Annotated in this window: 17 protein-coding genes and 1 pseudogene; 4 read left to right on the top strand and 14 right to left on the bottom strand. The window is 70.9% G+C overall.

The window, feature by feature from the left end; translation table 11 throughout:
- Positions 1-2: 2 nt before the first annotated feature.
- The 6 genes from ACIHCL_RS11635 to ACIHCL_RS11610 form a co-directional block, all read right to left on the bottom strand.
- The gene (locus ACIHCL_RS11635; protein WP_399860003.1) at positions 3-833 is read right to left on the bottom strand and encodes a S1 family peptidase; all 831 of its coding nucleotides are present in this window, start codon (positions 831-833) and stop codon (positions 3-5) included.
- A 205-nt stretch (positions 834-1038) separates the two neighbouring features.
- Positions 1039-2586, bottom strand: a complete 1548-nt coding sequence (locus ACIHCL_RS11630) for an RNA polymerase sigma factor (protein ID WP_399860000.1) — start codon at positions 2584-2586, stop codon at positions 1039-1041.
- A 324-nt stretch (positions 2587-2910) separates the two neighbouring features.
- A complete protein-coding gene (locus ACIHCL_RS11625; RefSeq protein ID WP_399859998.1) occupies positions 2911-3798 on the bottom strand; it encodes a FadR/GntR family transcriptional regulator in 888 nt (295 codons plus the stop codon).
- A gap of 650 nt (positions 3799-4448) precedes the next feature.
- Positions 4449-5213, bottom strand: coding sequence for an NUDIX domain-containing protein (locus tag ACIHCL_RS11620; protein WP_399859995.1), 765 nt, complete (start codon positions 5211-5213; stop codon positions 4449-4451).
- A gap of 389 nt (positions 5214-5602) precedes the next feature.
- Positions 5603-6922, bottom strand: coding sequence for a DUF4192 domain-containing protein (locus tag ACIHCL_RS11615; protein ID WP_399859992.1), 1320 nt, complete (start codon positions 6920-6922; stop codon positions 5603-5605).
- A gap of 440 nt (positions 6923-7362) precedes the next feature.
- A complete protein-coding gene (locus tag ACIHCL_RS11610) occupies positions 7363-9522 on the bottom strand; it encodes a DEAD/DEAH box helicase (protein WP_399859990.1) in 2160 nt (719 codons plus the stop codon).
- Positions 9523-9846: 324 nt separating this feature from the next.
- On the opposite strand from ACIHCL_RS11610, the gene ACIHCL_RS11605 reads away from it, so the two are divergent.
- Positions 9847-10485 carry a hypothetical protein gene (locus tag ACIHCL_RS11605; RefSeq protein ID WP_399859988.1) on the top strand — a complete coding sequence of 213 codons (639 nt, stop codon included), beginning with the start codon at positions 9847-9849 and terminating at the stop codon, positions 10483-10485.
- A 72-nt stretch (positions 10486-10557) separates the two neighbouring features.
- On the opposite strand, the gene ACIHCL_RS11600 is transcribed toward ACIHCL_RS11605, so the two are convergent.
- The 5 genes and pseudogenes from ACIHCL_RS11600 to ACIHCL_RS11580 all read right to left on the bottom strand — a co-directional run bounded on the left by ACIHCL_RS11600 (position 10558) and on the right by ACIHCL_RS11580 (position 15349).
- Positions 10558-11172: a hypothetical protein gene (locus ACIHCL_RS11600; protein ID WP_399859985.1), complete on the bottom strand. Its 615-nt coding sequence runs from the start codon at positions 11170-11172 to the stop codon at positions 10558-10560.
- A 60-nt stretch (positions 11173-11232) separates the two neighbouring features.
- Complete coding sequence (locus ACIHCL_RS11595; RefSeq protein ID WP_399859983.1) at positions 11233-11943, bottom strand: ribonuclease HII; 711 nt, start codon at positions 11941-11943, stop codon at positions 11233-11235.
- A 384-nt stretch (positions 11944-12327) separates the two neighbouring features.
- Positions 12328-13483, bottom strand: a pseudogene (locus tag ACIHCL_RS11590) (DUF4153 domain-containing protein); the annotation flags it as partial.
- A 292-nt stretch (positions 13484-13775) separates the two neighbouring features.
- The gene (locus tag ACIHCL_RS11585; RefSeq protein ID WP_399859980.1) at positions 13776-14678 is read right to left on the bottom strand and encodes an ADP-ribosylglycohydrolase family protein; all 903 of its coding nucleotides are present in this window, start codon (positions 14676-14678) and stop codon (positions 13776-13778) included.
- A gap of 11 nt (positions 14679-14689) precedes the next feature.
- On the bottom strand, positions 14690-15349 hold the full coding sequence (locus tag ACIHCL_RS11580) for a histidine phosphatase family protein (protein ID WP_399859978.1): 660 nt from the start codon (positions 15347-15349) through the stop codon (positions 14690-14692).
- A 202-nt stretch (positions 15350-15551) separates the two neighbouring features.
- Here ACIHCL_RS11580 and ACIHCL_RS11575 point away from each other — a divergent pair, with 202 nt between their 5' ends.
- Positions 15552-16049, top strand: coding sequence for a GNAT family N-acetyltransferase (locus ACIHCL_RS11575; RefSeq protein WP_399859975.1), 498 nt, complete (start codon positions 15552-15554; stop codon positions 16047-16049).
- 256 nt (positions 16050-16305) lie between these two features.
- On the opposite strand, the gene ACIHCL_RS11570 is transcribed toward ACIHCL_RS11575, so the two are convergent.
- Positions 16306-16911 carry a YdbC family protein gene (locus ACIHCL_RS11570; protein ID WP_399859972.1) on the bottom strand — a complete coding sequence of 202 codons (606 nt, stop codon included), beginning with the start codon at positions 16909-16911 and terminating at the stop codon, positions 16306-16308.
- A 297-nt stretch (positions 16912-17208) separates the two neighbouring features.
- On the opposite strand from ACIHCL_RS11570, the gene ACIHCL_RS11565 reads away from it, so the two are divergent.
- Positions 17209-17745, top strand: coding sequence for a TerD family protein (locus ACIHCL_RS11565; protein ID WP_399859970.1), 537 nt, complete (start codon positions 17209-17211; stop codon positions 17743-17745).
- Between the two features lie 342 nt (positions 17746-18087).
- Here the strand turns inward: ACIHCL_RS11565 and ACIHCL_RS11560 are convergent, their stop codons facing one another.
- Together ACIHCL_RS11560 and nrdR are read right to left on the bottom strand one after the other, a co-directional pair.
- Entirely contained in the window at positions 18088-20982 is a 2895-nt protein-coding gene (locus tag ACIHCL_RS11560) for a vitamin B12-dependent ribonucleotide reductase (protein ID WP_399859969.1), read from the bottom strand.
- Between the two features lie 161 nt (positions 20983-21143).
- Complete coding sequence (gene nrdR, locus ACIHCL_RS11555) at positions 21144-21656, bottom strand: transcriptional regulator NrdR (RefSeq protein ID WP_399859966.1); 513 nt, start codon at positions 21654-21656, stop codon at positions 21144-21146.
- A 784-nt stretch (positions 21657-22440) separates the two neighbouring features.
- Between nrdR and lexA the strand changes: the two genes are divergently transcribed.
- Positions 22441-23235: a transcriptional repressor LexA gene (gene lexA / locus ACIHCL_RS11550; RefSeq protein WP_399859963.1), complete on the top strand. Its 795-nt coding sequence runs from the start codon at positions 22441-22443 to the stop codon at positions 23233-23235.
- Positions 23236-23473 lie beyond the last annotated feature (238 nt).

Below are 23473 nucleotides of genomic sequence, written 5' to 3'. Positions count from 1 at the left end.
GTTCAGACACGCTCCGGCATCCAGTCGATGGCGGCGGAGATACGGGTGTACACACCGGGGCTGCCTGCGTGACCGCAGCCGTTCCCCCAGGACACCAGTCCGATGAGCCGCCCACGGGCCACCAGCGGCCCCCCGCTGTCCCCCTGGCAGGAGTCGTACCCGCCCTGCGGTTCACCCGCGCAGAGCATCGTCGACGCGTCGTAGGTGCCGCCCCTGCCCCCCGGGTAGACGCGTTCGCACATGCTGTCCGGCAGCACGCTCACCTTCGCCGCCCGGAGTGACGAGGCGTAATCGCTGTTGCCCGTGGTGTCACCCCATCCGTAGACCATCGCGCTCGTGCCTGGCTCGTACGCCGCGTCACCGGACTCGGCCAAGGGGACCACGCTCTCGGCGGGGAGCGGCTCGGCCAGGGTGAGCACCGCCAGATCCCCCTTGTTCGTCGCGGGATCGAATGCGGGGTTGCTCCAGGCCGCCTGTACGGGGATCTCCTGCCCGTCGATTCCGCGCAGACTGTCCCGGCCCGCGATCACCTTGAGGTCGCGCACCCGGTCCAGGTCGACGCCGAGCGCCTCCTGGCTCAGGCAGTGCGCGGCGGTGAGGACCTTCTTCGGCGCCACGACGACGCCCCCGCAGAACTGACCGGCGCGCGTCTCCCCGAACCGCTCCCGGCTGGACAGGGCCACGACCCAGGGGCTGTCCTTGACGTATGCGGGCTGGCCACCGATGACGATGCTGTCAGCGGCGGCGGGAGCGGAGGCTCCGAGCGGTATCGCGACCGTGGCGGCAACCAGGGCAAGCGCCCCTGACAAGGCACGGAAGACGGTACGGGACATGCGCGCTCCTGACTCTGCAGTGGACACCTCCTACCCAGGGTGATCGCAACCGACCCCGACCGCACCCGCAGATACGCCGAGGGCCCGGCTCCCACGGGAGCCGGGCCCTCGGCACGCCCCTTCCGACCGGGCCCGGCCCAGTGCCCCGGGCGGACCCACCGGTCCGGCACTGGTGGAGGCAGTCGCACCAGTGCCGGGAGCGGCACTAGTCGAGGTAGTCGCGCAGCACCTGCGAACGCGACGGGTGGCGCAGCTTCGACATGGTCTTCGACTCGATCTGGCGGATGCGCTCACGCGTCACGCCGTAGACCTTGCCGATCTCGTCCAGCGTCTTCGGCTGGCCGTCGGTGAGGCCGAAGCGCATCGAGACCACGCCCGCCTCGCGTTCGGAGAGCGTGTCGAGCACCGAGTGCAGCTGTTCCTGGAGGAGCGTGAAGCTGACCGCGTCGGCCGGGACGACCGCCTCGGAGTCCTCGATCAGGTCACCGAATTCGCTGTCCCCGTCCTCACCCAGCGGAGTGTGGAGGGAGATCGGCTCACGGCCGTACTTCTGGACCTCGATGACCTTTTCGGGCGTCATGTCGAGTTCCTTGGCCAGCTCCTCCGGCGTGGGCTCACGGCCCAGGTCCTGGAGCATCTGACGCTGCACACGCGCGAGCTTGTTGATGACTTCGACCATGTGCACCGGGATGCGGATGGTGCGGGCCTGGTCGGCCATGGCGCGGGTGATCGCCTGGCGGATCCACCAGGTGGCGTACGTGGAGAACTTGTAGCCCTTGGTGTAGTCGAACTTCTCGACCGCGCGGATCAGACCGAGGTTGCCTTCCTGGATCAGGTCCAGGAAGAGCATGCCGCGACCGGTGTAGCGCTTGGCCAGCGACACCACGAGACGGAGGTTGGCCTCCAGCAGGTGGTTCTTGGCCCGGCGGCCGTCCTCGGCGATGATCTCCAGCTCGCGCTTGAGCTTCGGCGCGAGCTTGTCGGAGTTCGCCAGCTTGTCCTCCGCGAACAGGCCGGCCTCGATGCGCTTGGCGAGTTCGACCTCCTGCTCGGCGTTGAGGAGCGGGACCTTGCCGATCTGCTTCAGGTAGTCCTTGACCGGGTCCGCGGTGGCGCCGGCGACGGCGACCTGCTGCGCGGGCGCGTCGTCCTCGTCGTCGTCGGAGAGGACGAAGCCCTTGTTCTCGCCCTCGCCCTCCTCGTCCTCGGGCTTGCCGACCTTGACCTCCTCGACCAGTTCCTCGCCGTCGAGGAGGTCGTCGTCCTGCTTGGCGGCCTTCTTGGTCGCGGTCTTCTTCGCCGTTGTCTTCTTCGCGGCGGTCTTCTTCGCCGCCGTCTTCTTGGCTGCCGCCTTCTTCGCGGGTCCAGCCGAGGCCGCACCGTCGGCCACCGCCCCCGCGGCCTCCGCCGACGGGGCGGCAGCGGCCGCAACGGTCCTGGTCACGGCCGTCTTGGCCGCGACGGTCTTGGTGGCGGTGCGCTTGGCAGGACTCTTCGCTGCGACGCTCTTACGGGCACGCTTGGACGGCTCCGCGGCACTGACCATCAGCGTCACACCCTCTTCCTCGAGGATCTGATTGAGGCTGCGCAGAACATTCTTCCACTGGGTTGGCGGAATCTGGTCAGCCTCGAAGGCCCGACGCACGTCATCGCCGGCGATCTGCCCAGCAGCCTTTCCTCGCTCGATGAGCGCCATCACAGACTCGGACTCGGCGATCTCCGGCGGGAGCGTACGGGATGTGCTGGCCGACACGAACAACCTCTCGGAACGATGGAAACGGCTTCCGGCCCGGCCCTGGAGAGGACCGGAGCCGACGACCGCCGGGCTGGGAATGTACCGACGGCGCGGGTTTGGCCTCAGAACTGCACAGCGCACTGAACGGCTGCTGTATTCCTTCCGTGGCGGTCACCTCTTAGGTCATCGCACTGCTTCGAGGAGTGTTACGCCCAATCCGCGTGGCCCGAGTCACACCTCATTTGCGGCGAAAGCAATCAGGACAGTCATCTCACCACAATTATGTCGCCGGACCACGGGGGTCCGGCGACACACGGTTCACACACCCTGACCGCGCTGTGTTCAGTGCTCGCGAGGGGCGGGCACCACCCGTTCCACCTCGGGGTGGACGACGAGCAGTTGGCGCATGGCGGCCTCGGCCCCCGACGCGTCGCCGGAAGCGAGGGCGTCGACGATCCGGGCATGATGGGCAAGGGACGCCTCGGTGGGACGGTCGCAGCTGGTGGCGGGGCCGCCCGACACCTGCAGGGCCGCCGCGACGATTCCGGACAGGTGCTCCAGCATGCGGTTGCCCGCCGCCTGGATGAGCAGGGAGTGGAACTCCGCGTCGGCTCGCGAGCCGGTGATCACATCGCCCTGCCCGAGCGCGTGCCCCATGATCTCGACCATGTCGGCGAGGCGCTGCTGGATGTCCTCGCGACCGTGACCCGCCGCGAGACGGGCCGCGAGCGGCTCGATGGTCCACCGCAGCTCCCCCAGCTCACGCCGCTGGTCCTCGCGCTGCGGGCCGAAGGCGCGCCATTCGATGATGTCGGGATCGAGCAGATTCCAGTCACTGACGGGGCGGACCCGCGTGCCCACGTTGGGCCGGGCGCTGACCAGGCCCTTGGCCTCGAGGACACGCAGTGATTCGCGTACGACGGTACGGGAGACCTCGAAGCGCTGGCCGATCTCCTCCGGCACGAGGGGGCGGTCGGCACCCAGGTCTCCGGAGACGATCATCTGGCCCAGCTGCTGAACGAGTTGGCCGTGCAGGCCGCGTCCCCGGCTGGCCGAGCCCCGTCGGCCGGCCCGGCCGAGCTCGACATCGGACCCTTCCCAGGAACGCAGAGCGGCACGCTCGCCGGCGGGCGCCTCCGCATACGAGTAGCGGTCGAGTTCACCCGGGCCGGCGAGACCGGAATCGGCGGAGCGGGCGGCGGTCATCATGGTGTGCGCAAGGGTACTCACGCATCCTTTGTCGGCGTGGCTCCTCCACCCCTTGAGGTCTTTGGTGAAAAGCACACGAAAGGGTGATCGGCACCCGCCCCCCAATTGACGCCTTTTCTCCGCAATTCAGGCATTTTCAAGGGAGTTGTGATCGCGCAACGGCTCTCCGCCGTGCCCGATCACCAACAAACTCCGCCTCGAAGGCGAGTGAGCGCATTGCGCGACCGGGCTCGACAGCGGCAACGACATCGCACCACAGCTTGGCGCGTCGCCCCGCGCATGACGGCCGCAGACCACCGCTCCGCCTCGCACGGCCGACACGACCGGACCCGTTCGCACAGCCTGCCGGGCAGCCCGTCGACCCCGAACCAACGGACCGGCGGGCTCAGGCACGGCGAGTACGGCGACAGCATCGGCCGTCTCCCTTCGAAGACGCCGACACCGGGCTGACCACCAGCCCAGTCGCACCCCACGGCCACCCCTCAACTCACGCCCGGCTTTGGATGGTTGCGGTGATGGGTTCCAAATGACCGACGTGCGCAAGGGAGTAGCCGCTCGCGGAGGCGGCAGAACAACCGCAGGGAGGGCCGGAGCCGCCGTCTCGGCCGCGGCAGGGCGACGCGACGTGTCCGGTGTTCCGCGCGGCGTCGCCCCGCGGACGATCCACGACGTCAGACCTCCGGTCTCAGCATCGGCGGGTTGAGCACCGTCGCCGCGCCGGCCCGGAAGAGCTGAGCGGGGCGGCCACCCTGCCGGGTGGTCGTTCCTCCGGAAGGCACGAGGAAGCCCGGGGTGCCCGTCACCTTGCGGTGGAAGTTCCGTGGGTCCAGGACCACACCCCACACCGCCTCGTAAACCCGCCGAAGCTCACCGACCGTGAACTCCGGCGGGCAGAAGGCGGTGGCCAGGGAGGAGTACTCGATCTTGGAGCGCGCCCGTTCGACACCGTCGGCGAGGATCTGCGCGTGATCGAAGGCGAGCGCTGCCTGGCTCTCGCCCTCGCGGCCGTCCCCGTTCCCCGGCCCGAGCAGGTCTTCGACCGGTGCCCAGCGGGCGTAGTTCGCGTCGCCGCCCGCCCGGGGCGCGGGCAGGTCCGGGGCCAGCGCCAGATGAGCGACGCTGACGACCCTCATCCGGGGATCGCGCCCGGGGGCGCCGTACGTGGCCAGCTGCTCCAGGTGCGCACCGTTGCAGACTGCCGGAGCCGCCGGGTCCTGGGCGCACAGGCCGGTCTCCTCGACCAGTTCGCGCGCCGCGGCGGCGCCGAGGTCCTCATCGGCTCTGACGAAACCACCGGGCAGCGCCCACCTGCCCTGGAACGGCGGCTCACCACGACGGATCACCAGCGCACAGAGCGCGTGACGGCGCACCGTGAGCACAACCAGGTCGACGGTGACTGCGAACGGCGGAAAGGTCGACGGGTCGTAGGGCGGCATGCCGCGATCATAGTCGTCTTCCTGACGATAAACACTCCCTTCGCCGTGTCCTCGGGCGCACTTGTCACCGTCGTCCCGTTCGTTGCACCCCACGCCTTGCCCGTCTTCCCGAATGGTCCGGATTGCGGGCGGGGCACGGCCATCGCTCCCGTCCGTCCCGCGCAGGGTGGGACGGACAGAGGCGCGGCCACGGCGCCGCCGGCCCGCAGGCGGCGGGGTCGCGCGTCGGCCGCCGTTGCACCGGACGGCGACCGTCGGCACGGCGGGGCCGGCCGGTTCGCCACCCCACGGGCTGCGGCCCGTAGGTCGCGGTCATCCCTTGTCCGTACCCGTCGCGCTCCGCGGAACGCGACCGAGCGGCGCGAGGGGGCCACGGGGCGCCGCCGTCGTCAACCGCTCCTGGAGCCGCGGCGGTTCGAGGGCGTCCGGCCCGAACGGCGTCGAGAGGATGTCGGTCCCGGGCAGACCGGCCCCCGCAGCGACTTCCTCCGCCGCGTGGAAGCGGGGTGGACGGCCCGGTGCCGTGCGCGGCGTTCCTCGCGGGGGCTCTCGGTCCGCTCGACGGCCTGCTCCTGCTCGGCCGTGCGGGCACTGCGCGAGCCGCGGAGGCAACGGCGCAGGGTTTCCGGGTCCAGCCCCTGATTGCACGCCTCGTGGAGGAGCTGGGCGAAGGTGTAGTGGGGGTCTGCCCGCAGGGCGAGACCGAGCGCCACCCGCGCACCGGGCTCGTCACCGGTCGACCAGGAGACCCACCCGGCCAGGGTCAGCGGAGCGGCGGCGTGTTCCTCGTACGGTGCGACACAACGTCGCGCGAGTGCGCGCCAGAGCCTCAGCGCACAGTCGGCTTCGGGCCCTTCCATCCATTCCGCGGCCCTGTCGCGCGTCTCCCGGTCCTGCAGACCGAGGATCACCGCGGCGGCCTCGTCGTGGCCGATCAGCCGGTCGTCGTCGACGTCGGACGCGGAGGGTGTCGTCGTCGGCGCTTCCCTCAGGCGTTCCATGAGCCGCCGGACGAGATCGAGGGTCTGCCGGCACACGTCCTCGCGCCCCACCTCGTCGAGGATCTTCGGGATCAGCTCGGCACCGGCCGAGTCGAGCGCGCGTTGCTGCTCAGCCACGGCCGAGGTGGCCAGCGGTGCGAGCCTGGCCTCCATCTCCCGCAGCGTGCCGCGCACTTGGATGCCCGCATAGGCCGCGGCGGCCGCCATCACCGAGGTACCGGGCATCGCCATCCGGTTCCCCTCGACCGGGCAGCAGCGTTCGTCAGGGCAGCAGTACGACCAGTACCGGCCGTCGGAAATGCAGAGCGCCTCGAGCACGGGTACGTCGAGCGCTCCGCAGGCCGTACGCAGGTTCTGGGCAAGGGGACGCAGACGCTCCATGACCTGGTTGCCGTTCTCGCCCTCGGCGGGGTCCCGGCAGAGGAAGACGACGATCGCGTCAGGCCGTGCCCCGCGTCGCTCACTCCCCTTGATCAGGCACTCGGCGAGTTGCTCGGCGACAGCCGGCCATTCGTGGGGCGCTTCCGGAATCCCGAGCCGCAGCCGCCCGCCGAAGCGGCCGCGGCCGCCGTGCAGGGCGACCATGACCACGCTGTCACTCGGGTGAAACCCCATCAGATACGGTAGCGCGTCGGCGAGTTCGGCGGGGCCACGCAGGGTGATCTGCTGCTCCTCGGCCGGACCGGTGGATTCGTGGTGCTGGTTCATGGGATGACGGTCCCGCGAACGACCGGTTTCCGCGACCCCTGTGGATAACTTTATCCACAGGCGCAGGAGGGGACTCGCGGTTCGTCGTAGCCGCGGTGTTGTATGGGGCTGAGCGACGTAGCCTGCTCAGCGTTCGGGGCTCGACCGCTGCCGTGCCTGCCCGCCCGGTCGGCGACGGCTCGACCCGACGATTCCGACCGACAAGTCCGCTGCCGGAAGGGGTCTTGGGCCGCGCGCCCGGGACGCCGGAGAACGAGGCCCCGCTTCTCCGGTCGCGCCGTGGGCTCCGGGCCGACGGCAGGGCGGGCCGTTCCCGTTGCTTGCCCAGCCCGGGATCTCTCCGGCGGGCGGCTTGTTCTCGGGAGAGCGCAACGCCCGCCGGGAGGCGGCCGATCGCCATGGTTTCCCGGCTTCCGACAGCGCTCACCGGCGGCTCCCGCTCAGCCCGCCGCGGCGAGGACCAGCGGCAGGACCTGTCCACCGCCTGCCCGGCGGAGGAGCCGGGCAGCGACGGCGAGGGTCCAGCCGGAGTCCGTGTAGTCGTCCACGAGCAGCACGGGGCCCGGGGTGCGGGCCAGAGCCGCGGCCAGTTCCTCGGAGACGGTGAGGGCGCCGGAGAGGGTCCTGAGGCGCTGGGCGGAGTTGCTGCGGCGTGCCGCGTGCGCCCCGCCCGTCCCGGTGTACGTCAGGGCGCCCAGCCAGGGGAGGCGTCCGACGTCCGCGATGCCCTGGGCGAGAGAGCCGACCAGTCGCGGGCGGGCCATGGACGGCACGGCCACGACGCCCACCGGCCGGTCGGAGGCGTCCTGGACGCTCGGAGCCCAGCCGCCCGGGGAGCGCGCCCAGTCGGCGAGGACCGCCACCGCGGCCTTCAGGACGTCGTCCGGGACCGTGTCGTCGGGCGCGTTCTCGGCCAGCAGCGGACGCAGCCGGTTGCCCCAGCCGATGTCCGAGAGCCGGCCCAGCGCCCGCCCGGTGGAGCACTGCTCGCCGACGGGAATGCGCCCCTTGAGGTCGACACCGAGGGCGGGCATTCCGGTCGGCCACATCCGGCGCGGCTCGACCTCCACCCCCGGGCGGTCCAGTTCCTTCGCCGCCCCCGTCAGTGCCTCGGCCGAGACGGACGCGTCGATCCAGGGACCGGCGCAGCTGTCGCAGCGGCCGCACGGGGCGGCTCCCTCGTCGTCCAGTTGCCTGCGCAGGAACTCCATCCGGCAACGGGACGTGCTCACGTAGTCGCGCATCGCCTGCTGTTCGGCCGCCCGTTGCCTCGCCACCCGGGCGTACCGCTCCGTGTCGTACGTCCAGGGCCGCCCGGTGTTTTCCCAGCCGCCCTTCACCCGCTTGACCGCACCGTCCACGTCGAGGACCTTGAGCATGGCCTCCAGTCGGGTGCGCCGGAGGTCCACCGCCGCTTCCAGGGCCGGCACGGACAGTGGCCGCCCGGCGTCCGCGAGGGCGGCGAGGGTCTGGCGGACCTGCGCCTCGGGCGGGAAGGCCGTGTCGGCGAAGTAGCGCCAGATCGCCTCGTCCTCCCTGCCGGGCAGCATCAGCACCTCGGCGCGCTCCACCCCGCGCCCCGCACGCCCCACCTGCTGGTAGTAGGCGATCGGCGAGGACGGCGAACCGAGATGGACCACGAATCCCAGGTCCGGCTTGTCGAAGCCCATGCCCAGCGCCGAGGTCGCGATCAGTGCCTTGACCCGGTTCTCCTGCAGATCGGCCTCGGCCTGCAGCCGGTCGGCGTTCTCCGTGCGCCCCGTGTACGAGGCCACCCGGAAGCCGCGCTGCCGCAGGAAAGCGGTGGCCTCCTCGGCAGCGGCGACGGTCAGGGTGTAGACGATCCCGGAGCCCGGCAGCTCGTCCAGGTGCTCCGCCAGCCAGGCCAGCCGGTGCGCGGCGTCCGGCAGCAGAACGACTCCGAGCCGCAGACTCTCCCTCTCCAGTGAGCCGCGCAGCACCAGGGCCTCCCCCGCGCCCGTGCCCAACTGCTCCGCCACGTCCGCCGTCACCCGCGCGTTCGCGGTCGCCGTGGTGGCGAGCACCGGCACACCGGGGGCGAGGTCGCCGAGCATCGCCCGCAGCCGGCGGTAGTCGGGGCGGAAGTCGTGGCCCCAGTCGGAGATGCAGTGCGCCTCGTCGACCACCAGCAGACCGGTCGTGGCCGCGAGCCCGGGCAGCACCTGCTCGCGGAAGTCCACGGAGTTGAGCCGCTCCGGGCTCACGAGCAGCACATCGGTCTCGCCGCGTTCGACCTCCCCGTAGATCGCCTCCCACTCCTCCGGGTTGGCCGAGTTGATGGTGCGGGCCCGGATACCGGCCCGTTCCGCCGCCTCGACCTGGTTGCGCATCAGGGCCAGCAGCGGCGAGACGATCACCGTCGGACCGGAGCCGCGCCGGCGCAGCAGAGCGGTGGCGACGAAGTACACCGCCGACTTGCCCCAGCCCGTGCGCTGCACCACCAGGGCACGCCGGCGTTCCTGCACCAGTGCCGCCACCGCCTGCCACTGGTCCTCCCGCAGCCGCGCCGAACTGCCGGGGGCACCGACCAGTTCGGCGAGGACGGCATCGGCTTCGGAACGGAGCTCCACATTGTCCATGCCCTCATGCAACCCGATGCCGAGGGCTGTCGGCCAATTCACCCAGCGCGACGGGCGGATCGCGCAGGGTGGACCGCCGGGCGCCGGTCGAGGGGAGGTCCGCAAGGGAGCACTCGGCCACGAGGGCCCCGCAGCGGGGGGGGATATCACCGACATTCCCCGCATTCCCGTCGGGCTCCGGGGAATGCTCATTGCCGCCGGCCTCGGTGCCAGGAAGAATCGAACCCACCCCCGCACAGATGTTCCCTTGATCGGAACGGCTGTGCCTCGGTGCGCCCCAGTCGCCCCTGCCCGCCATGTGGGCGCGTACGCGAAGGGAGGATCGTGACGTTCGAATTCGCCCCACCCGTGGCCTTCTCGATGCCGGCATCGTCCACGTCCGCCGACTCCCCCAACCACCTCACAAGGCTGCTCGAACCGGCCGAATGGGCCGAGGCGGGCATCCCTCTGCTGCGCAGTCCCCGCGAGGTCGTCGGTGGGCTGCACGCCCGACACCGGCCCACTCCGGGAACCGCCGTCGTCGCCGTGCTGGACCATGAGGAACGACTCGTGGCCAGCGCCTCGTTCACCCGCCGCGCCACGGCCACGGACGGCTGGGAGTTCCGCAACGCGCTGCTGGCCCATCTGCGCCGGGTCATTCCCCACGACCTCCGCCGCCGCACCCCTGTCCGCACCGCCGCACTGCTCTACTGCCGCGAGGGCGACGAGCGTTGGACGGAGGAGGACGGGGCGTGGATGTGGGGGCTGCGGGACGCCTGCACCCTGCACGGCCTGCGCTGCGGCGCGTACATCACGCTGACCCGGGGCGGCTGGCAGGTGCTGGGCGAGGGACGCGGCGGCCGGCGGCCCCACGCCGCTTCTGAGCCGTCACCCCTCGGGGGAACGGCGCGTTCCACCGGTTCGATGCCCGTGCGCACCGGCGGCGGGGCGCCCCCGGCACTGCGCCGCGCCGCGGCACGCTGACCGGTGCGCATGCCCCCGGCCGCCCCGCCGGGCAGCCGGGGCGCCCCACCGCGACGTCGTGCGCGGCGCCGCTCAGACCCCTGCGCCGCGCGCCGCGTTGACCCGCTGCGGGTCCCCGCACACGATCAGCAGGGCACCGGCTCGTTCGCCGGCACCGGACAGTACGTCCGCGATGCCTTCGCCGCCGTCGTCGTTGACGGCGACGATCACGACGGGACGGGGCGCCAGACGACCGGTGGCCTCGGCATGGGCGAAGAAGACGTCCTCACCGGAGTCGTACTGGGCCCAGTAGGCGGCCTCGCCGAAGGAGAGTTCGTGCGCGGCCCAGGGGTGCTGCTCTCCGGTGGTGACCACCAGGATGTCGCCCGGAGTGCGTCCGGAGTCGAGCAGCAGGTCCACCGCCTCGTCCGCGGCGTCGAGCGCGGCGGCGGCCGAGGCCGGTATCAGCTGGAACTGCGGTGCGGAACGTTTCTCCGGGCGGGCTGTCCCCGGCGTGCCGGAGGTGGAGTGCGGGCGCGGCGGCGCGGGCCTCGCGGGGCCGGGGACCGGGCGGCCGGGACGCGGCGTGGCCGCTGAACGCGGACCGGGTACGGGACGGGGGGTCGACGCGGTGCGGCCTGCGGCCGGAGTGACGCGGGGACCCTGGGCGCTCTCGTGAATCTGAGGCTCCTCGGGGATGAGAGGCATGGGTGGTTGTCTATCAAACGCCGACATGCGAGACATCGGCGGGTGGGTACTTGTGCGCAGTCAGAAGTCGAAGCCGAGCTGGCCCCCGCTTTCCAGTGCGGCCGCCTCGGCGGAGATTCGGACCTTCTTGAGGTGCTGCCACCTGGGCAGCGCGTCGAGGTAGGACCATGAGAGGCGGTGGTGGGGCGTGGGGCCCCGTTCCTCCAGAGCGGCCCTGTGCACGGGCGACGGGTAACCGGCGTTGGCGCCGAAGCCGAACGCGGCGTACTCGCCGGAAGCCGCGCCCAGTTCGGCCATCATCGCGTCCCGTCGGACCTTCGCGATCACCGAGGCCGCCGCGACGACGACGCAGGACTGGTCGCCCTTGATCACCGTACGGACCTTCCAGGGCCGGCCCAGGTAGTCGTGCTTGCCGTCGAGGATCACGGCGTCGGGCCGCACCGGCAGGGCTTCCAGCGCGCGTACCGCGGCCAGGTGCAGAGCCGTCGTCATCCCCAGGGCGTCGATCTCCTGCGGGGAGGCGTCCCCCAGAGCGAACGCGGTGACCCACTGCTCCAGTTGGGTCGCCAGCTCGGTGCGGCGCCTGGGGCTGATCAGCTTGGAGTCGGTGAGGCCGACGGGAGGTCTGCGAAGGCCGGTGACGGCCGCGCACACGGTGACCGGCCCCGCCCACGCTCCGCGTCCGACCTCGTCGACACCGGCGACGATCTTGGCACCGGTGGTGGCGCGCAGCGAGCGCTCGACGGTGTGCGTGGGTGGTTCGTACGGCATGGCGCCTGTCAGCGTACGCCGACGGGGACGCACGCAACACCCCGGGGCGCCTGATGACCGCACGGAACGCCGACCCGGTCGGCGGGACGAACCGCCGCCGGAGCGGGGTCCCTCGCGCCGGGTTTGCTGCGGTACACGACGCGGCGGGCAGGGCGCGGCTGGCACGGTCCGCGAGCGGTCGCGGCGACGTCGGGGGAATCCGGTCGAGGATTGCGGCCCAGGGCCCTCGCGCGGGGCCGCGTCACATTCGTGAAGCCCGGAACACGGTACGGATCGGCCCTGCCGGCCGACCCTGCGGACGGTCGGCAGGGCAGGAACGGCGAAGATCGCAGCGGGCACGGCGGCGGCTCGCCCACACCGGCCCGCGCCCGCGGCACGTTCGTGTCAGTCCAGGCCGTTCGGCTCGGGGCGGGCGTCCTCGTGGCCGCGGTCGACGCGTCCCCCGGCGCCCGTGCGCACGGCGGCACAGGAGTACCCGGGCTCGTTCGTACCGCGCTCGCGCAGGACCTCCCGGGCCCGAGCCTCGCCCAGGCTCATGGCGTACCAGGGCATGTCCGAGGACCGCAGCGAACGCTCGGTGCCCCGAAGGGCGCGGGAGCGCAGCGGCTCGGGCAGGGTGTCGGGGGCCGGCACGGCATCGGCCGAGAGGGCGCGGGGGTAGGCGACGTCGATGGAGCGGTCGTCGTGGTAGCGCCGGACGTTCTGTTCCGCGATCAGCCCGTCGGGCGGGGCCAGCCCGAACGCGAGCGCCGCCGCGGCGGCGCTCGCGGCGACGGCGCGCGGGAGCAGACGGGGACGGACTACGCCAAAAACCGTGATCAGGGCGAGGACCACGCCGAGCCGGAGTTCCACCGCGGCCACCAAGATGCGCAGCCGCGTCAGACCGTACGCGTCGACGTACAGGTCCATGCGCCTGGGCGCGGACGCCACGACGGCGACGGCGAGCAGGCAGAGCGCGCCGAGCACGCTCCGTACGAGAGTGCGGTCCCCGTCCCGTCCGCGCGGGGCCTGGCGCAGGGCGATCCCGATTGACCAGCAGGGTGAGGAAGGTGGCCCAGAGAAGCTGCCAGAAGCCCTGTCGCGCGTACTCGGCATGGCTGAGGTGGGTCTCGGCCATCACCTTGTCGTATCCGCCGAGCAGCACGGTCAGCTGGACGGCGACGAAGGCGGCGAACAGCAGGTTGAGCACGATGAGCGGCAGCGCCCATTCCAGCCGCCCGCGCGCCTTTCCCGGCTGGAGGCCGAGGCCGTCCCAGCGCACCGGGGCGGCGGCGGTGTACGCGGCGGCGAGGGAACCCACCAGACCGAGCGCGAAGAGGAGCAGCCGCCAGGGGCCGTCACCCAGCGACACGTCGGGGATCAGACCGCTGGGCACATCGGCGAAGGCGACATCGGCACTCGCGAAGAGCGTGCCGAACACGATGAGCAGGACGGCCGCCACGCCGGTGGTCCGGAGTACGGCATCCCACCGTTTCCGGGACCCGGCCATGCGTTCGCGCACGCCTCTCCAGCCCCAGGCCGTCCCCTCGGCGAGAGAGCTGCAGCGCGGGATCGCCCCGGCGTCTCGTTTCGGTGCACGGCCGTCCCGTCGATCGACACGGGCGGCGTGACGGAAGGGTAACCCCCACTCTCATTGGACATCCGTTCGAGGGGAGGCTGTGGCGGGGCCGTGACAGTACGCCCCGGCCGACCGCTCCCCGCAGGCTCTCCAGGACCGTGCCGTACGGGTGTCGGAGGCCCGGCCCGGCTCCGGCCCGGTCGGGCCTCTGGGCCAGGGCATCAGGAGGTTCGGGAGCACCGCCCGGTTCGGGCCGCCGTCCGCCCGGCTCCCGTCATCGCGCGAGCCAGTCCGGCAGTTCCTCGGTCTGCGCCGACCAGGCTGCGGGCGGTGCGCCCGCCTCGCTCGCCGCGACGATGCCGCCGACGATCGCGCAGGTGGTGTCGACGTCGCCGCCCGCACGAGCCGTGCCCCAGAACGCCCGCTCGAAGTCCCCGAGGTGCCGCGCCGCGGACCAGAGGGCGAACGGAACGGTGTCATGGGCGCTGGTACGCCGCCCGTTGCCGAGTACCGCGGCGACCGTCCCCTCGTCGTCGTAGTCGAGCATGTCGCGTGCCCGGCGCAGTCCGGCGCCGACCGCACTGCGCGGCACGAGGTCGATCACTCCGTCGAGCAACTCCGCCGGGGTGGGCGGCCCCTCGCTCGCCGCGGCCAGCGCCGCCGCCGCGGCGACCGCCATCGCGCCCGCGACCGCCTCGCGGTGCTGGTGCGTGGTGTACGAAGAGATCTCGGCCTGGTGCGTGGCCTGCTCCGGGTCGTCGGCGTACCAGGCCCCGAGCGGCGCGATGCGCATCGAGGAACCGTTGCCCCAGGAGCCCTGCCCCTGGAACAGCGCGGCCGACAGATCTCGCCAGTCGCCACCCTCCCGGACCAGTCTGAGCAGCCGGTTCACAGCGGGGCCGTACCCCCGGTCGAAGTCGTGGTGCTCGGCGAAGGAGCGGGCCAGCGCGTCCTGGTCGATCCGCCCGTGCGCCACCAACACGGCCAGCACCGAGGTGGCCATCTCGGTGTCGTCCGTCCACTGCCACGGCCCCGGTGGCAGATCGCGCCGCTTCAGCAGCGGGTAGTTCACCGGCACGAAGAACTGGGATCCCAGCGCGTCTCCCACGGCCAGCCCGCGCAGGCTGGCCAGAGCACGTTGGAATCGTTGGTCGGAGTCGGAGGAGGCGGTCGTCATCACCTTCCACTTTATCCGGTGATGCCGTAGGGCTCAGGGGTGCGCCAGCGCTCGAACGGCCGGTCCAGGGTGTAGCGCCCGTCCGTTCCGAGTATCAGTGTCCTGGTCTCCCCGTTGCCGGGGTTGGACAACGACTCGAACTCGGCCACCGACCAGTGGAACCACCGCATGCAGAACAGACGCATGGTCAGTCCGTGCGTGACCAGCAAGACGTTCGGCGGGTGGTCGGGGGCATCGAAGCTCCGGTGCAGACTCTCCAGGAAGGCGTCGACCCTGTCGTACACATCGGCCCCGGACTCGCCCTGTGCGAAGCGGTAGAAGAAGTGCCCGTAGGCGTCCCGGTACTCCTTCTGCAGCCTCACGTCCTCCCGGTCCTGCCAGTTCCCCCAGTCCTGTTCCCTCAACCGCGGCTCCTCCCTCACCCTCACCCGCCGCAGGTCCAGGTCCAGGGCCCTGAAGGTCTCGTGCGTGCGGCGGTAGGGCGAGACGTACACGCTGACCCGCTCGGAGCCGAACAGCTCGCGCAGCCGCGCGCCGGTCTCTCCGGCCTGCCGGAGCCCCGTGGAGGTGAGCCTCAGCGCGTGGTCCGGCACACGCTCGTACACCGAGTCGTCTACGTTGCCCTCGGACTCACCGTGCCGGACGAGGACGATGCGTTGCGGTCGTGCCATGGCTCGACCCTAAGCGCTGCCGCTCCGCCCCGGACCGGCGCCAGCCCCGGCGGCTCGGACGGGCGGGGCCGGAGCATCCGCGTGCCGGAACGAAGACCGGAGAGGAGGCCGGGGAGGAAGGGAGAGGAGACCGAGGGGAAGGGGGACGGGCGGGACCGGAAAAGCACCAGCGACACGGCGGCGCCGCGGCTAAGGTGAGCGAATGATCGAAGTGCGCCGTGCCGGGCCGGGTGACGGAGACGTCCTGGGCGAGATCCATGCCACGGCCTGGCAGGCGGCCTACACGCCTTTCTTCGATGCGGAGTTCGCCGCCCGCGGGGTCTTCAGCAGACTGACCCGGTGGCACGAGCGGGTCGAACGACGGACGGACACGATCCTGCTCGCCGAACAGGACGGCCGCCCGCTGGCGCTCTCCTTCTTCGCCCCGTCCACGACCCGTCCGGGCCAGGCCGAGATCCACAGCTTCTACGGTCATCCCGACGGCTGGGGCAGCGGCATCGCCACGGTCCTGATGACCGAGACCCTGCGCCGACTGGCCGCCGACGGCTTTCCCCGCGCCCACCTGTGGACCCTGCGCGACACCCCGCAGTCGCGCCGTTTCTACGCCAAGTGCGGCTTCACCGAGAGCGGGGCCACGCGCACCTTCGACTTCGGCGACGGAAACCCTCTGGAGCAGGTCGAGTACGAACGGCCCTGCTGACGCCCGCAGGCTCCCCGCGCCCGCGGTGCTCACCCCTTCGCCGGCCCGTTTCGCCCGGTCCGCTCTTCCGCCGGGCCGTCGGGACCGCCGGGCCGTCGGCCCCGCCCGGCGTGATGCCGCCACGTAGCGGAACGGAGCCGGGCGAGTTCCTTCCCCCCGGCGACAAGGCCCTTTCCGTGCCGGACCGGCGCGTAAGGGACGTCTTCCCCGCCCGGCAGGTAAGCCCGAGGTCGGGCGCACGCGTCCGGTGCCTCGGTCACACCGTCCAGGACGGTTCGAGTTGCACGACGTCTCCCGCCACCGCCGCCACATCGTCCTCGAGCTGTGTCCGCTGCGTCAGCCGCTCTATGCTGCCCGCCCGGTACTTGCCCCGCTCGGCGCTCGACTGCCACATCGACAACACCAGAAACTCGTGCCCCGGCGCCTCCCCGAACATCCCTCGCAACATACCGGGCGATCCGGCCATCGCCGGATTCCACACCCGTTCCTGCATCAGCGCGAAGTGCTCAGCCCGGTCCTCGTGCACCGTGCTGTGGGCCACCCTGATGACGTCCGCATCGGTGAAGCGCGGTTCGAAACCGGTCTTCACGTCGAAGCGGTGCTCGAACAGTTTGACCTGGAGACCGCTGTACGTACCGGACTGCGCGGCGGCCAACCGGTCGTGCCCGCGTGCCATGAACGAGTCGTAGAAGACGCGGTTCTCCCAGAAGGCGAAGACGTGAGCCACATCGGGGCGTTCTCGGCTCCACCCACCGCCCTGCCCGCTGAATCCCGACTCTCCCAGCAGCTCCGCCCACTTTCGCTGTTCCCGTTCAAAACCCCGACGGTCCACCACGGTGCAACGAATCCACTTGACCAGCACCGCGCCATCGTACGGTGCCGGACATCACCGAGGTCACACCCGGGAGGCGACCATTTCCAACCGGCCCTCCCGGCAACGGCGTTCGGGACCGTCCGCTCCTCGGTTCACCAACCCCCGTTTCACGGGCACCGATTCGCGGTACGCGCACCGCACGCCGGTGTCGCCGAAGATCCGGACCGTGCGAGGTGGCCCGAATCCGTCGCCGTCCAACCCGGTTGGTTCCGCGGCCGGTTACGGACGTGATCGAGTGGTATGAACCGCCCGACGCCACAACGGCGCACCAAGGAGGAAAGTCCGATGAGCACCCCCAACAAGGACATCGACAAGGTCGAGGTCAGGCTCAAGTGGGATCCCAGCCCGCACGGCGCCCCGGACCACGACCTCGACCTCATCGCGGGCACCTACACCGCGGACACTCCCTACGGCAGCCCCGCGTACCTCGTGCACTTCGACAGCCGCTCGCCGGACGGCACCATCACGCTCAACCGCGACAGCAGGACCGGTCAGGGCTTCGGCTTCGACGAGGTGTTGACGCTGGAACTGAGCCGTCTGTCGTCCGCGTACACGCGGGTCGTGGTCGGAGTCGTCATCCAACAGCGCGACGGCCGCAGGACGTTCGGGGACATCGCGAACACCGGTGTGCAGGTCCGGGAGGGCTACGCCAATCTGTCGGAGGACGACTTCTCCTCGGTGGGCGGCGCCACCGCCGCGACCGTCGCGGAGTTCGTGCGCGGCGCTTCTGGCGTGTGGGAGTTCCACGGCACGGTCAGGGGCTTCGACGGCGACCCGGAGTCCTTCGCCGCGTCGATGGGAGGCCGTCCGTCCGGGGCGTGACGCGTACGCCGGTCGCGGAGCCGCCCGCCTCTGCCGTCACTGCGCCGGGCCGGCCGCACGGGCCGCCCTGAAGTCGCATCGGCCGCGCCCTGTTCCGCGTTTCCGGAACCCGGCGTCACCGAAACCCGGGGGCCAAAGACCGGTTGCTCCGTCCCCCGGCACGGGGTGCGGCGAACCTCGTTCGGCCGGTGACATGGCAGGACGCGGCGGACGCGGCAGGACGTGGCGGAGGGTGCCGGCCCATGGCCGACACCCTCCTGCACATGTGTCACGGCGTTCGCATGTGTCACGGCGTGCTCAGCGGCCGGCCTGCGCCGCCGCCCGGACCGCGACCCGGCGCGCTCAGCTGCAGCCGCTGGTCGAGCCGCAGCCCTCGCAGATGTAGCAGGAGCCGGCGCGCTGCATCTTCGTACCGCAGGAGAAGCAGAGCGGCGCGTCCGCGCTGATGCCGAGCTGCATCTCGACGAGCTCCGCCGAGGTGTGCGCCGTCCTCGGGGCCGGCGTCTCGGCCTCCTGTACGACGGGCACGGCCTTCAGCGGCTCCGTACGCAGGGGGGCGGACTGGGCCAGGCTCTCGACGTCGATCTCGTCGTCCTCCAGGGAGGGCTCGTACGAACCGGTGTCGAGGTGGCGCTGGCGCTCCTCGGCCGAGTGGATGCCCAGGGCCGAGCGGGTCTCGAAGGGCAGGAAGTCCAGCGCGAGGCGGCGGAAGATGTAGTCGACGATCGACTGCGCCATCCGCACGTCCGGGTCGTCCGTCATGCCGGCCGGCTCGAAGCGCATGTTGGTGAACTTCGAGACGTACGTCTCCAGCGGAACGCCGTACTGCAGACCGACCGAGACGGCGATGGAGAAGGCGTCCATCATGCCCGCGAGGGTGGAACCCTGCTTGGACATCTTCAGGAAGACCTCGCCGAGACCGTCGTCCGGGTAGGAATTGGCGGTCATGTAGCCCTCGGCACCGCCCACCGTGAAGGAGGTGGTGATGCCCGGGCGGCCCTTGGGGAGGCGCTTGCGGACCGGACGGTACTCGACGACCTTCTCGACCGCGTCGCGAATGGTCGCCTCGGTCTTGGCCGTGACCTCGGCCTTCTCCTTCTCCTTGGTCTTCGCGGAGAGGGGCTGGCCGACCTTGCAGTTGTCACGGTAGATGGCGAGCGCCTTGACGCCCATCTTCCACGCCTCGAAGTAGATCTCCTCGACCTCCTCGACGGTGGCCGACTCCGGCATGTTGACCGTCTTGGACAGGGCGCCGGAGATCCACGGCTGGATCGCGGCCATCATGCGGACGTGGCCCATCGGAGAGATGGTGCGCTCGCCCATGGCGCAGTCGAAGACCTCGTAGTGCTCGGTCTTCAGGCCCGGGGCGTCGATCACGTTTCCGTGCTCGGAGATGTGAGCGACGATCGCCTCGATCTGCTCCTCCTGGTAGCCGAGGCGGCGCAGCGCCTGCGGCACGGTGCCGTTGACGATCTGCATCGAGCCGCCGCCGACCAGCTTCTTGAACTTGACCAGGGCGAGGTCGGGCTCCAGGCCGGTGGTGTCGCAGGACATCGCGAGACCGATGGTGCCGGTGGGCGCGATGACCGACGCCTGCGCGTTGCGGAAACCGTTCTTCGCGCCGAGGCGGATCACGTCCTGCCACGCCTCCGTCGCGGCGGCCCAGATCGGGTTGTCCAGGTCGTCCATGCGGACGGCGACGGCGTTGGCGTCCGCGTGCTGCTTCATGACGCGCTGGTGCGGCTCTGCGTTGCGGGCATAGCCCTCGTACGGGCCGACCACCGCGGCGAGCTCGGCGGAGCGCTTGTACGAGGTACCGGTCATCAGCGAGGTGATGGCACCGGCGAGGGCACGGCCGCCGTCGCTGTCGTAGGCGTGGCCGGTCGCCATCAGCAGGGCGCCGAGGTTGGCGTATCCGATGCCCAGCTGGCGGAAGGCGCGGGTGTTCTCGCCGATCTTCTGGGTGGGGAAGTCGGCGAAGCAGATGGAGATGTCCATCGCGGTGATGACCAGCTCGACGACCTTCGAGAAGCGCTCGACGTCGAAGGACTGGTTGCCCTTGCCGTCGTCCTTGAGGAACTTCATCAGGTTCAGCGAGGCCAGGTTGCACGAGGTGTTGTCCAGGTGCATGTACTCGCTGCACGGGTTCGAGCCGTTGATCCGGCCGGACTCGGGGCAGGTGTGCCAGTGGTTGATGGTGTCGTCGTACTGGATGCCCGGGTCGGCGCAGGCCCAGGCGGCCTCGGCCATCTTGCGGAAGAGCGCCTTGGCGTCGACCTCCTCGATGACCTCACCGGTCATCCGGGCGCGCAGCCCGAACTTGCCGCCGGACTCCACGGCCTTCATGAACTCGTCGTTCACCCGGACCGAGTTGTTGGCGTTCTGGTACTGGACGGACGTGATGTCGTCGCCGCCCAGGTCCATGTCGAAGCCCGCGTCGCGCAGGGCGCGGATCTTCTCCTCCTCCTTCACCTTGGTCTCGATGAAGCCCTCGATGTCGGGGTGGTCGACGTCGAGGATGACCATCTTGGCGGCGCGCCGGGTGGCACCACCGGACTTGATCGTCCCGGCGGAGGCGTCGGCGCCGCGCATGAAGGAGACCGGTCCGGAGGCGTTGCCGCCGGAGGACAGCAGTTCCTTGGAGGAGCGGATGCGGGAGAGGTTCAGGCCGGCGCCGGAGCCGCCCTTGAAGATCATGCCCTCTTCCTTGTACCAGTCGAGGATCGACTCCATGGAGTCGTCGACGGACAGGATGAAGCAGGCGGAGACCTGCTGCGGCTGGGGCGTGCCGACGTTGAACCACACCGGGGAGTTGAAGCTGAAGATCTGGTGCAGGAGGGCGTACGCCAGCTCGTGCTCGAAGATCTCGGCGTCCGCGGGGGAGGCGAAGTAGCCGTGGTCCTCGCCGGCCTTGCGGTACGTCTTCACGATCCGGTCGATGAGCTGCCGCAGGCCGGTCTCGCGCTGCGGGGTGCCGACGGCCCCGCGGAAGTACTTGCTGGTGACGATGTTGACCGCATTCACCGACCAGGAGTCGGGGAACTCGACGCCGCGCTGCTCGAAGTTGATCGAACCGTCGCGCCAGTTGGTCATGACGACGTCACGGCGCTCCCAGACCACCTCGTCGTACGGATGTACGCCGGGGGTGGTGTGGACGCGCTCGATGCGCAGCCCCTTGTTCGCCTTGGAACCCTTGGCGCGGGAACCTCGTGCCGGGCCGCTCGCCGTCTCTGTCATGCCGCCTCCCATATGTGGGCAAAAACGCCCTGAAGTGCCCAGAACTTCCCAGGGCACAGTCTGTCTCTGCTGCTCAGGGCGCCACAGAGGGTGCCCTGAGCGGGTTCATAAAGCCGCTGACCGCCGACCCGCGGGCACGCCGCGGGATCGGCCGGTGCCGCTCAGTCGGCGGCAACGGCGGGAACGGGGACCTCATGGGTCGCGCCGGTCCCGCACTCCTCCGCGGGAGGCCGTTGTTCGCGGAGTTCCGCGATGGCGGCCTCGAAGTCTTCAAGTGTGTCGAACGCCCGGTACACGGACGCGAAACGCAGGTATGCGACGAGGTCGAGTTCCTGCAGGGGGCCGAGAATCGCCAGGCCCACGTCATGCGTGGTCAACTCGGCGCTTCCGGTGGCACGCACCGCCTCCTCGACCCGCTGGCCGAGCTTGGCGAGGGCGTCCTCGGTGACCGGCCGCCCCTGGCACGCCTTGCGCACGCCGGAGATGACCTTGGTCCGGCTGAAGGGTTCGGTCACGCCGCTGCGCTTGACCACCATCAGCGAGCAGGTCTCCACCGTCGTGAAACGGCGGGAGCAGTCGGGGCACTGGCGGCGACGGCGGATCGACGTGCCGTCGTCGGTGGTGCGGCTGTCGACGACCCGGCTGTCGGGGTGCCTGCAGAAGGGGCAGTGCATGGCTCCCAACCCTCCTTCACAGCACGACTGAACAGCCTCGCCGGGGCCCGTCGGGGCCCCTCGAAGCAGTCACAAGCATAGGCGATGGCCACACCCCCAGCGGACCAGGGACCACAACTTCTGGGTGGCTGGAACAATCCAACCACTAGATCTTGGGTTTGGTCGCGCATTCGGCCCTGCGAGCGTGTCGCGGCGCGCGAACAGTCGGCAGGCAGCGTACGGCCGTGCACGAGGGTACGGGACCCACCCGGCCGCCGGCATTGCGGGGCCCGGCGCCGCACCGGCGCGGCGAGTCGGCCGGGACGCCGCGGCAACTCCGCGCCGCGGACGTCACTGCTACGAGCGGGATCAGCGAAGGACGCGATCCGGACGACGGACGCTCCGACGCAATCTTCCGGGCCTCCGGGGGAATGCGAGGAGCCTTCGAGGGAACGGAAGACCATCGAGGAGGGCGGAGGGAGGCGCCCCGAGGAGCGGGGCCCGCCGGGCAGGGCCGAAGAAGCCACCGACGGGGCGGAAGGGGCCACCGGGCGGGGCGGAGTGGCCGGACAGCCTCCGGGGCCGAAACGCCCCACCGCAGAAAAGCAGCCAGCACTCTGCCAGGCCGCCCCCGCCACCCTTTCCGGTGCCCGTTCGCACATACACCCGGCATTGAACCCGTATACACCGCCCAGCAAGTCCGTGACAGGCTTTTATTCGTTTTTCACTCGAACGTGTGTTTGGCGCAACCTTTCGAAAGCCACTACCGTTGTGCAGCCAGGGAGACCATTCGAGAGGGGCCGACGTGACCACCACCGCAGACAGCGCCACCATCACCACCCAGGACCGCTCCCAGGGCCGACTTGAGCCGGTACGGGCCATGAACGACCATCTCACGAGCACGGAGGGGCCAGAGCCCATGCGCCCAACACGCTCATTGCCCGGTCGACCTCCAGGGATCCGCGCGGACAGCTCCGGGCTCACAGACCGGCAGCGGCGCGTGATCGAGGTGATCCGGGATTCCGTGCAGCGGCGCGGCTACCCGCCCTCCATGCGGGAGATCGGTCAGGCGGTGGGGCTGTCCAGCACGTCGTCCGTGGCCCATCAGCTGATGGCCCTGGAGCGCAAGGGTTTCCTCCGTCGCGACCCCCACCGCCCGCGGGCGTACGAAGTCCGCGGTTCGGACCAGCCCAGCGCGCAGCCCGCCGACACGGCCGGCAAGCCCTCCGCGTCCTATGTGCCGCTCGTCGGGCGGATCGCAGCCGGTGGCCCGATCCTCGCCGAGGAATCGGTCGAAGACGTCTTCCCGCTCCCCCGCCAGCTGGTCGGCGACGGCGAGCTCTTCGTCCTCAAGGTCGTCGGCGACTCGATGGTGGAGGCGGCGATCTGTGACGGCGACTGGGTCACCGTACGCCGCCAGCCCGTCGCGGAGAATGGTGACATCGTGGCCGCCATGCTCGATGGCGAGGCCACGGTCAAGCGCTTCAAGCGGGAGGACGGCCATGTCTGGCTCCTCCCCCACAACGCCGCCTACCAGCCGATCCCGGGTGACGAGGCGACCATCCTCGGCAAGGTGGTGGCGGTTCTGCGGCGCGTCTGAGACGTCGCAGGCCCCGAGCGGGGCCCCGGGATCCACTGCGCCGATCCCGGGGCCCCTTTTTTTCATGCCCCCCGCTCCCGCCCTGCGCCTGAACGCCCCTCCCCGGCCGGTAGCGAGAAGCGGGCCGGAAACCGGGAGGCGGCCCGGACCGAAACTCCCGAGGAGCGCCCCAGACGCATGGCAGACCTCCCGGCCACAGCACTGGCCCCTGTCTCCGCACCGACGGCGTTCAGCCGTC

The organism is Streptomyces sp. NPDC052042, assembly GCF_044548345.1.
Taxonomy (GTDB): Bacteria; Actinomycetota; Actinomycetes; order Streptomycetales; family Streptomycetaceae; genus Streptomyces.
Note: the sequence above shows the minus strand (reverse complement) of the source record. Positions and strands in the feature narration are given on the sequence as shown.

Excerpts from the sequence above, each read along its gene's own strand:
- ACIHCL_RS11560 (WP_399859969.1), bottom strand. The coding sequence starts at position 20,982 with ATGACAGAGACGGCGAGCGGCCCGGCACGAGGTTCCCGCGCCAAGGGT.
- ACIHCL_RS11565 (WP_399859970.1), top strand. The coding sequence starts at position 17,209 with ATGAGCACCCCCAACAAGGACATCGACAAGGTCGAGGTCAGGCTCAAG.
- ACIHCL_RS11580 (WP_399859978.1), bottom strand. The coding sequence starts at position 15,349 with ATGGCACGACCGCAACGCATCGTCCTCGTCCGGCACGGTGAGTCCGAG.
- ACIHCL_RS11595 (WP_399859983.1), bottom strand. The coding sequence starts at position 11,943 with ATGCCGTACGAACCACCCACGCACACCGTCGAGCGCTCGCTGCGCGCC.
- ACIHCL_RS11575 (WP_399859975.1), top strand. The coding sequence starts at position 15,552 with ATGATCGAAGTGCGCCGTGCCGGGCCGGGTGACGGAGACGTCCTGGGC.
- ACIHCL_RS11620 (WP_399859995.1), bottom strand. The coding sequence starts at position 5,213 with ATGCCGCCCTACGACCCGTCGACCTTTCCGCCGTTCGCAGTCACCGTC.
- ACIHCL_RS11600 (WP_399859985.1), bottom strand. The coding sequence starts at position 11,172 with ATGCCTCTCATCCCCGAGGAGCCTCAGATTCACGAGAGCGCCCAGGGT.
- ACIHCL_RS11615 (WP_399859992.1), bottom strand. The coding sequence starts at position 6,922 with ATGAACCAGCACCACGAATCCACCGGTCCGGCCGAGGAGCAGCAGATC.
- ACIHCL_RS11585 (WP_399859980.1), bottom strand. The coding sequence starts at position 14,678 with ATGACGACCGCCTCCTCCGACTCCGACCAACGATTCCAACGTGCTCTG.
- ACIHCL_RS11610 (WP_399859990.1), bottom strand. The coding sequence starts at position 9,522 with ATGGACAATGTGGAGCTCCGTTCCGAAGCCGATGCCGTCCTCGCCGAA.
- ACIHCL_RS11635 (WP_399860003.1), bottom strand. The coding sequence starts at position 833 with ATGTCCCGTACCGTCTTCCGTGCCTTGTCAGGGGCGCTTGCCCTGGTT.
- nrdR (WP_399859966.1), bottom strand. The coding sequence starts at position 21,656 with ATGCACTGCCCCTTCTGCAGGCACCCCGACAGCCGGGTCGTCGACAGC.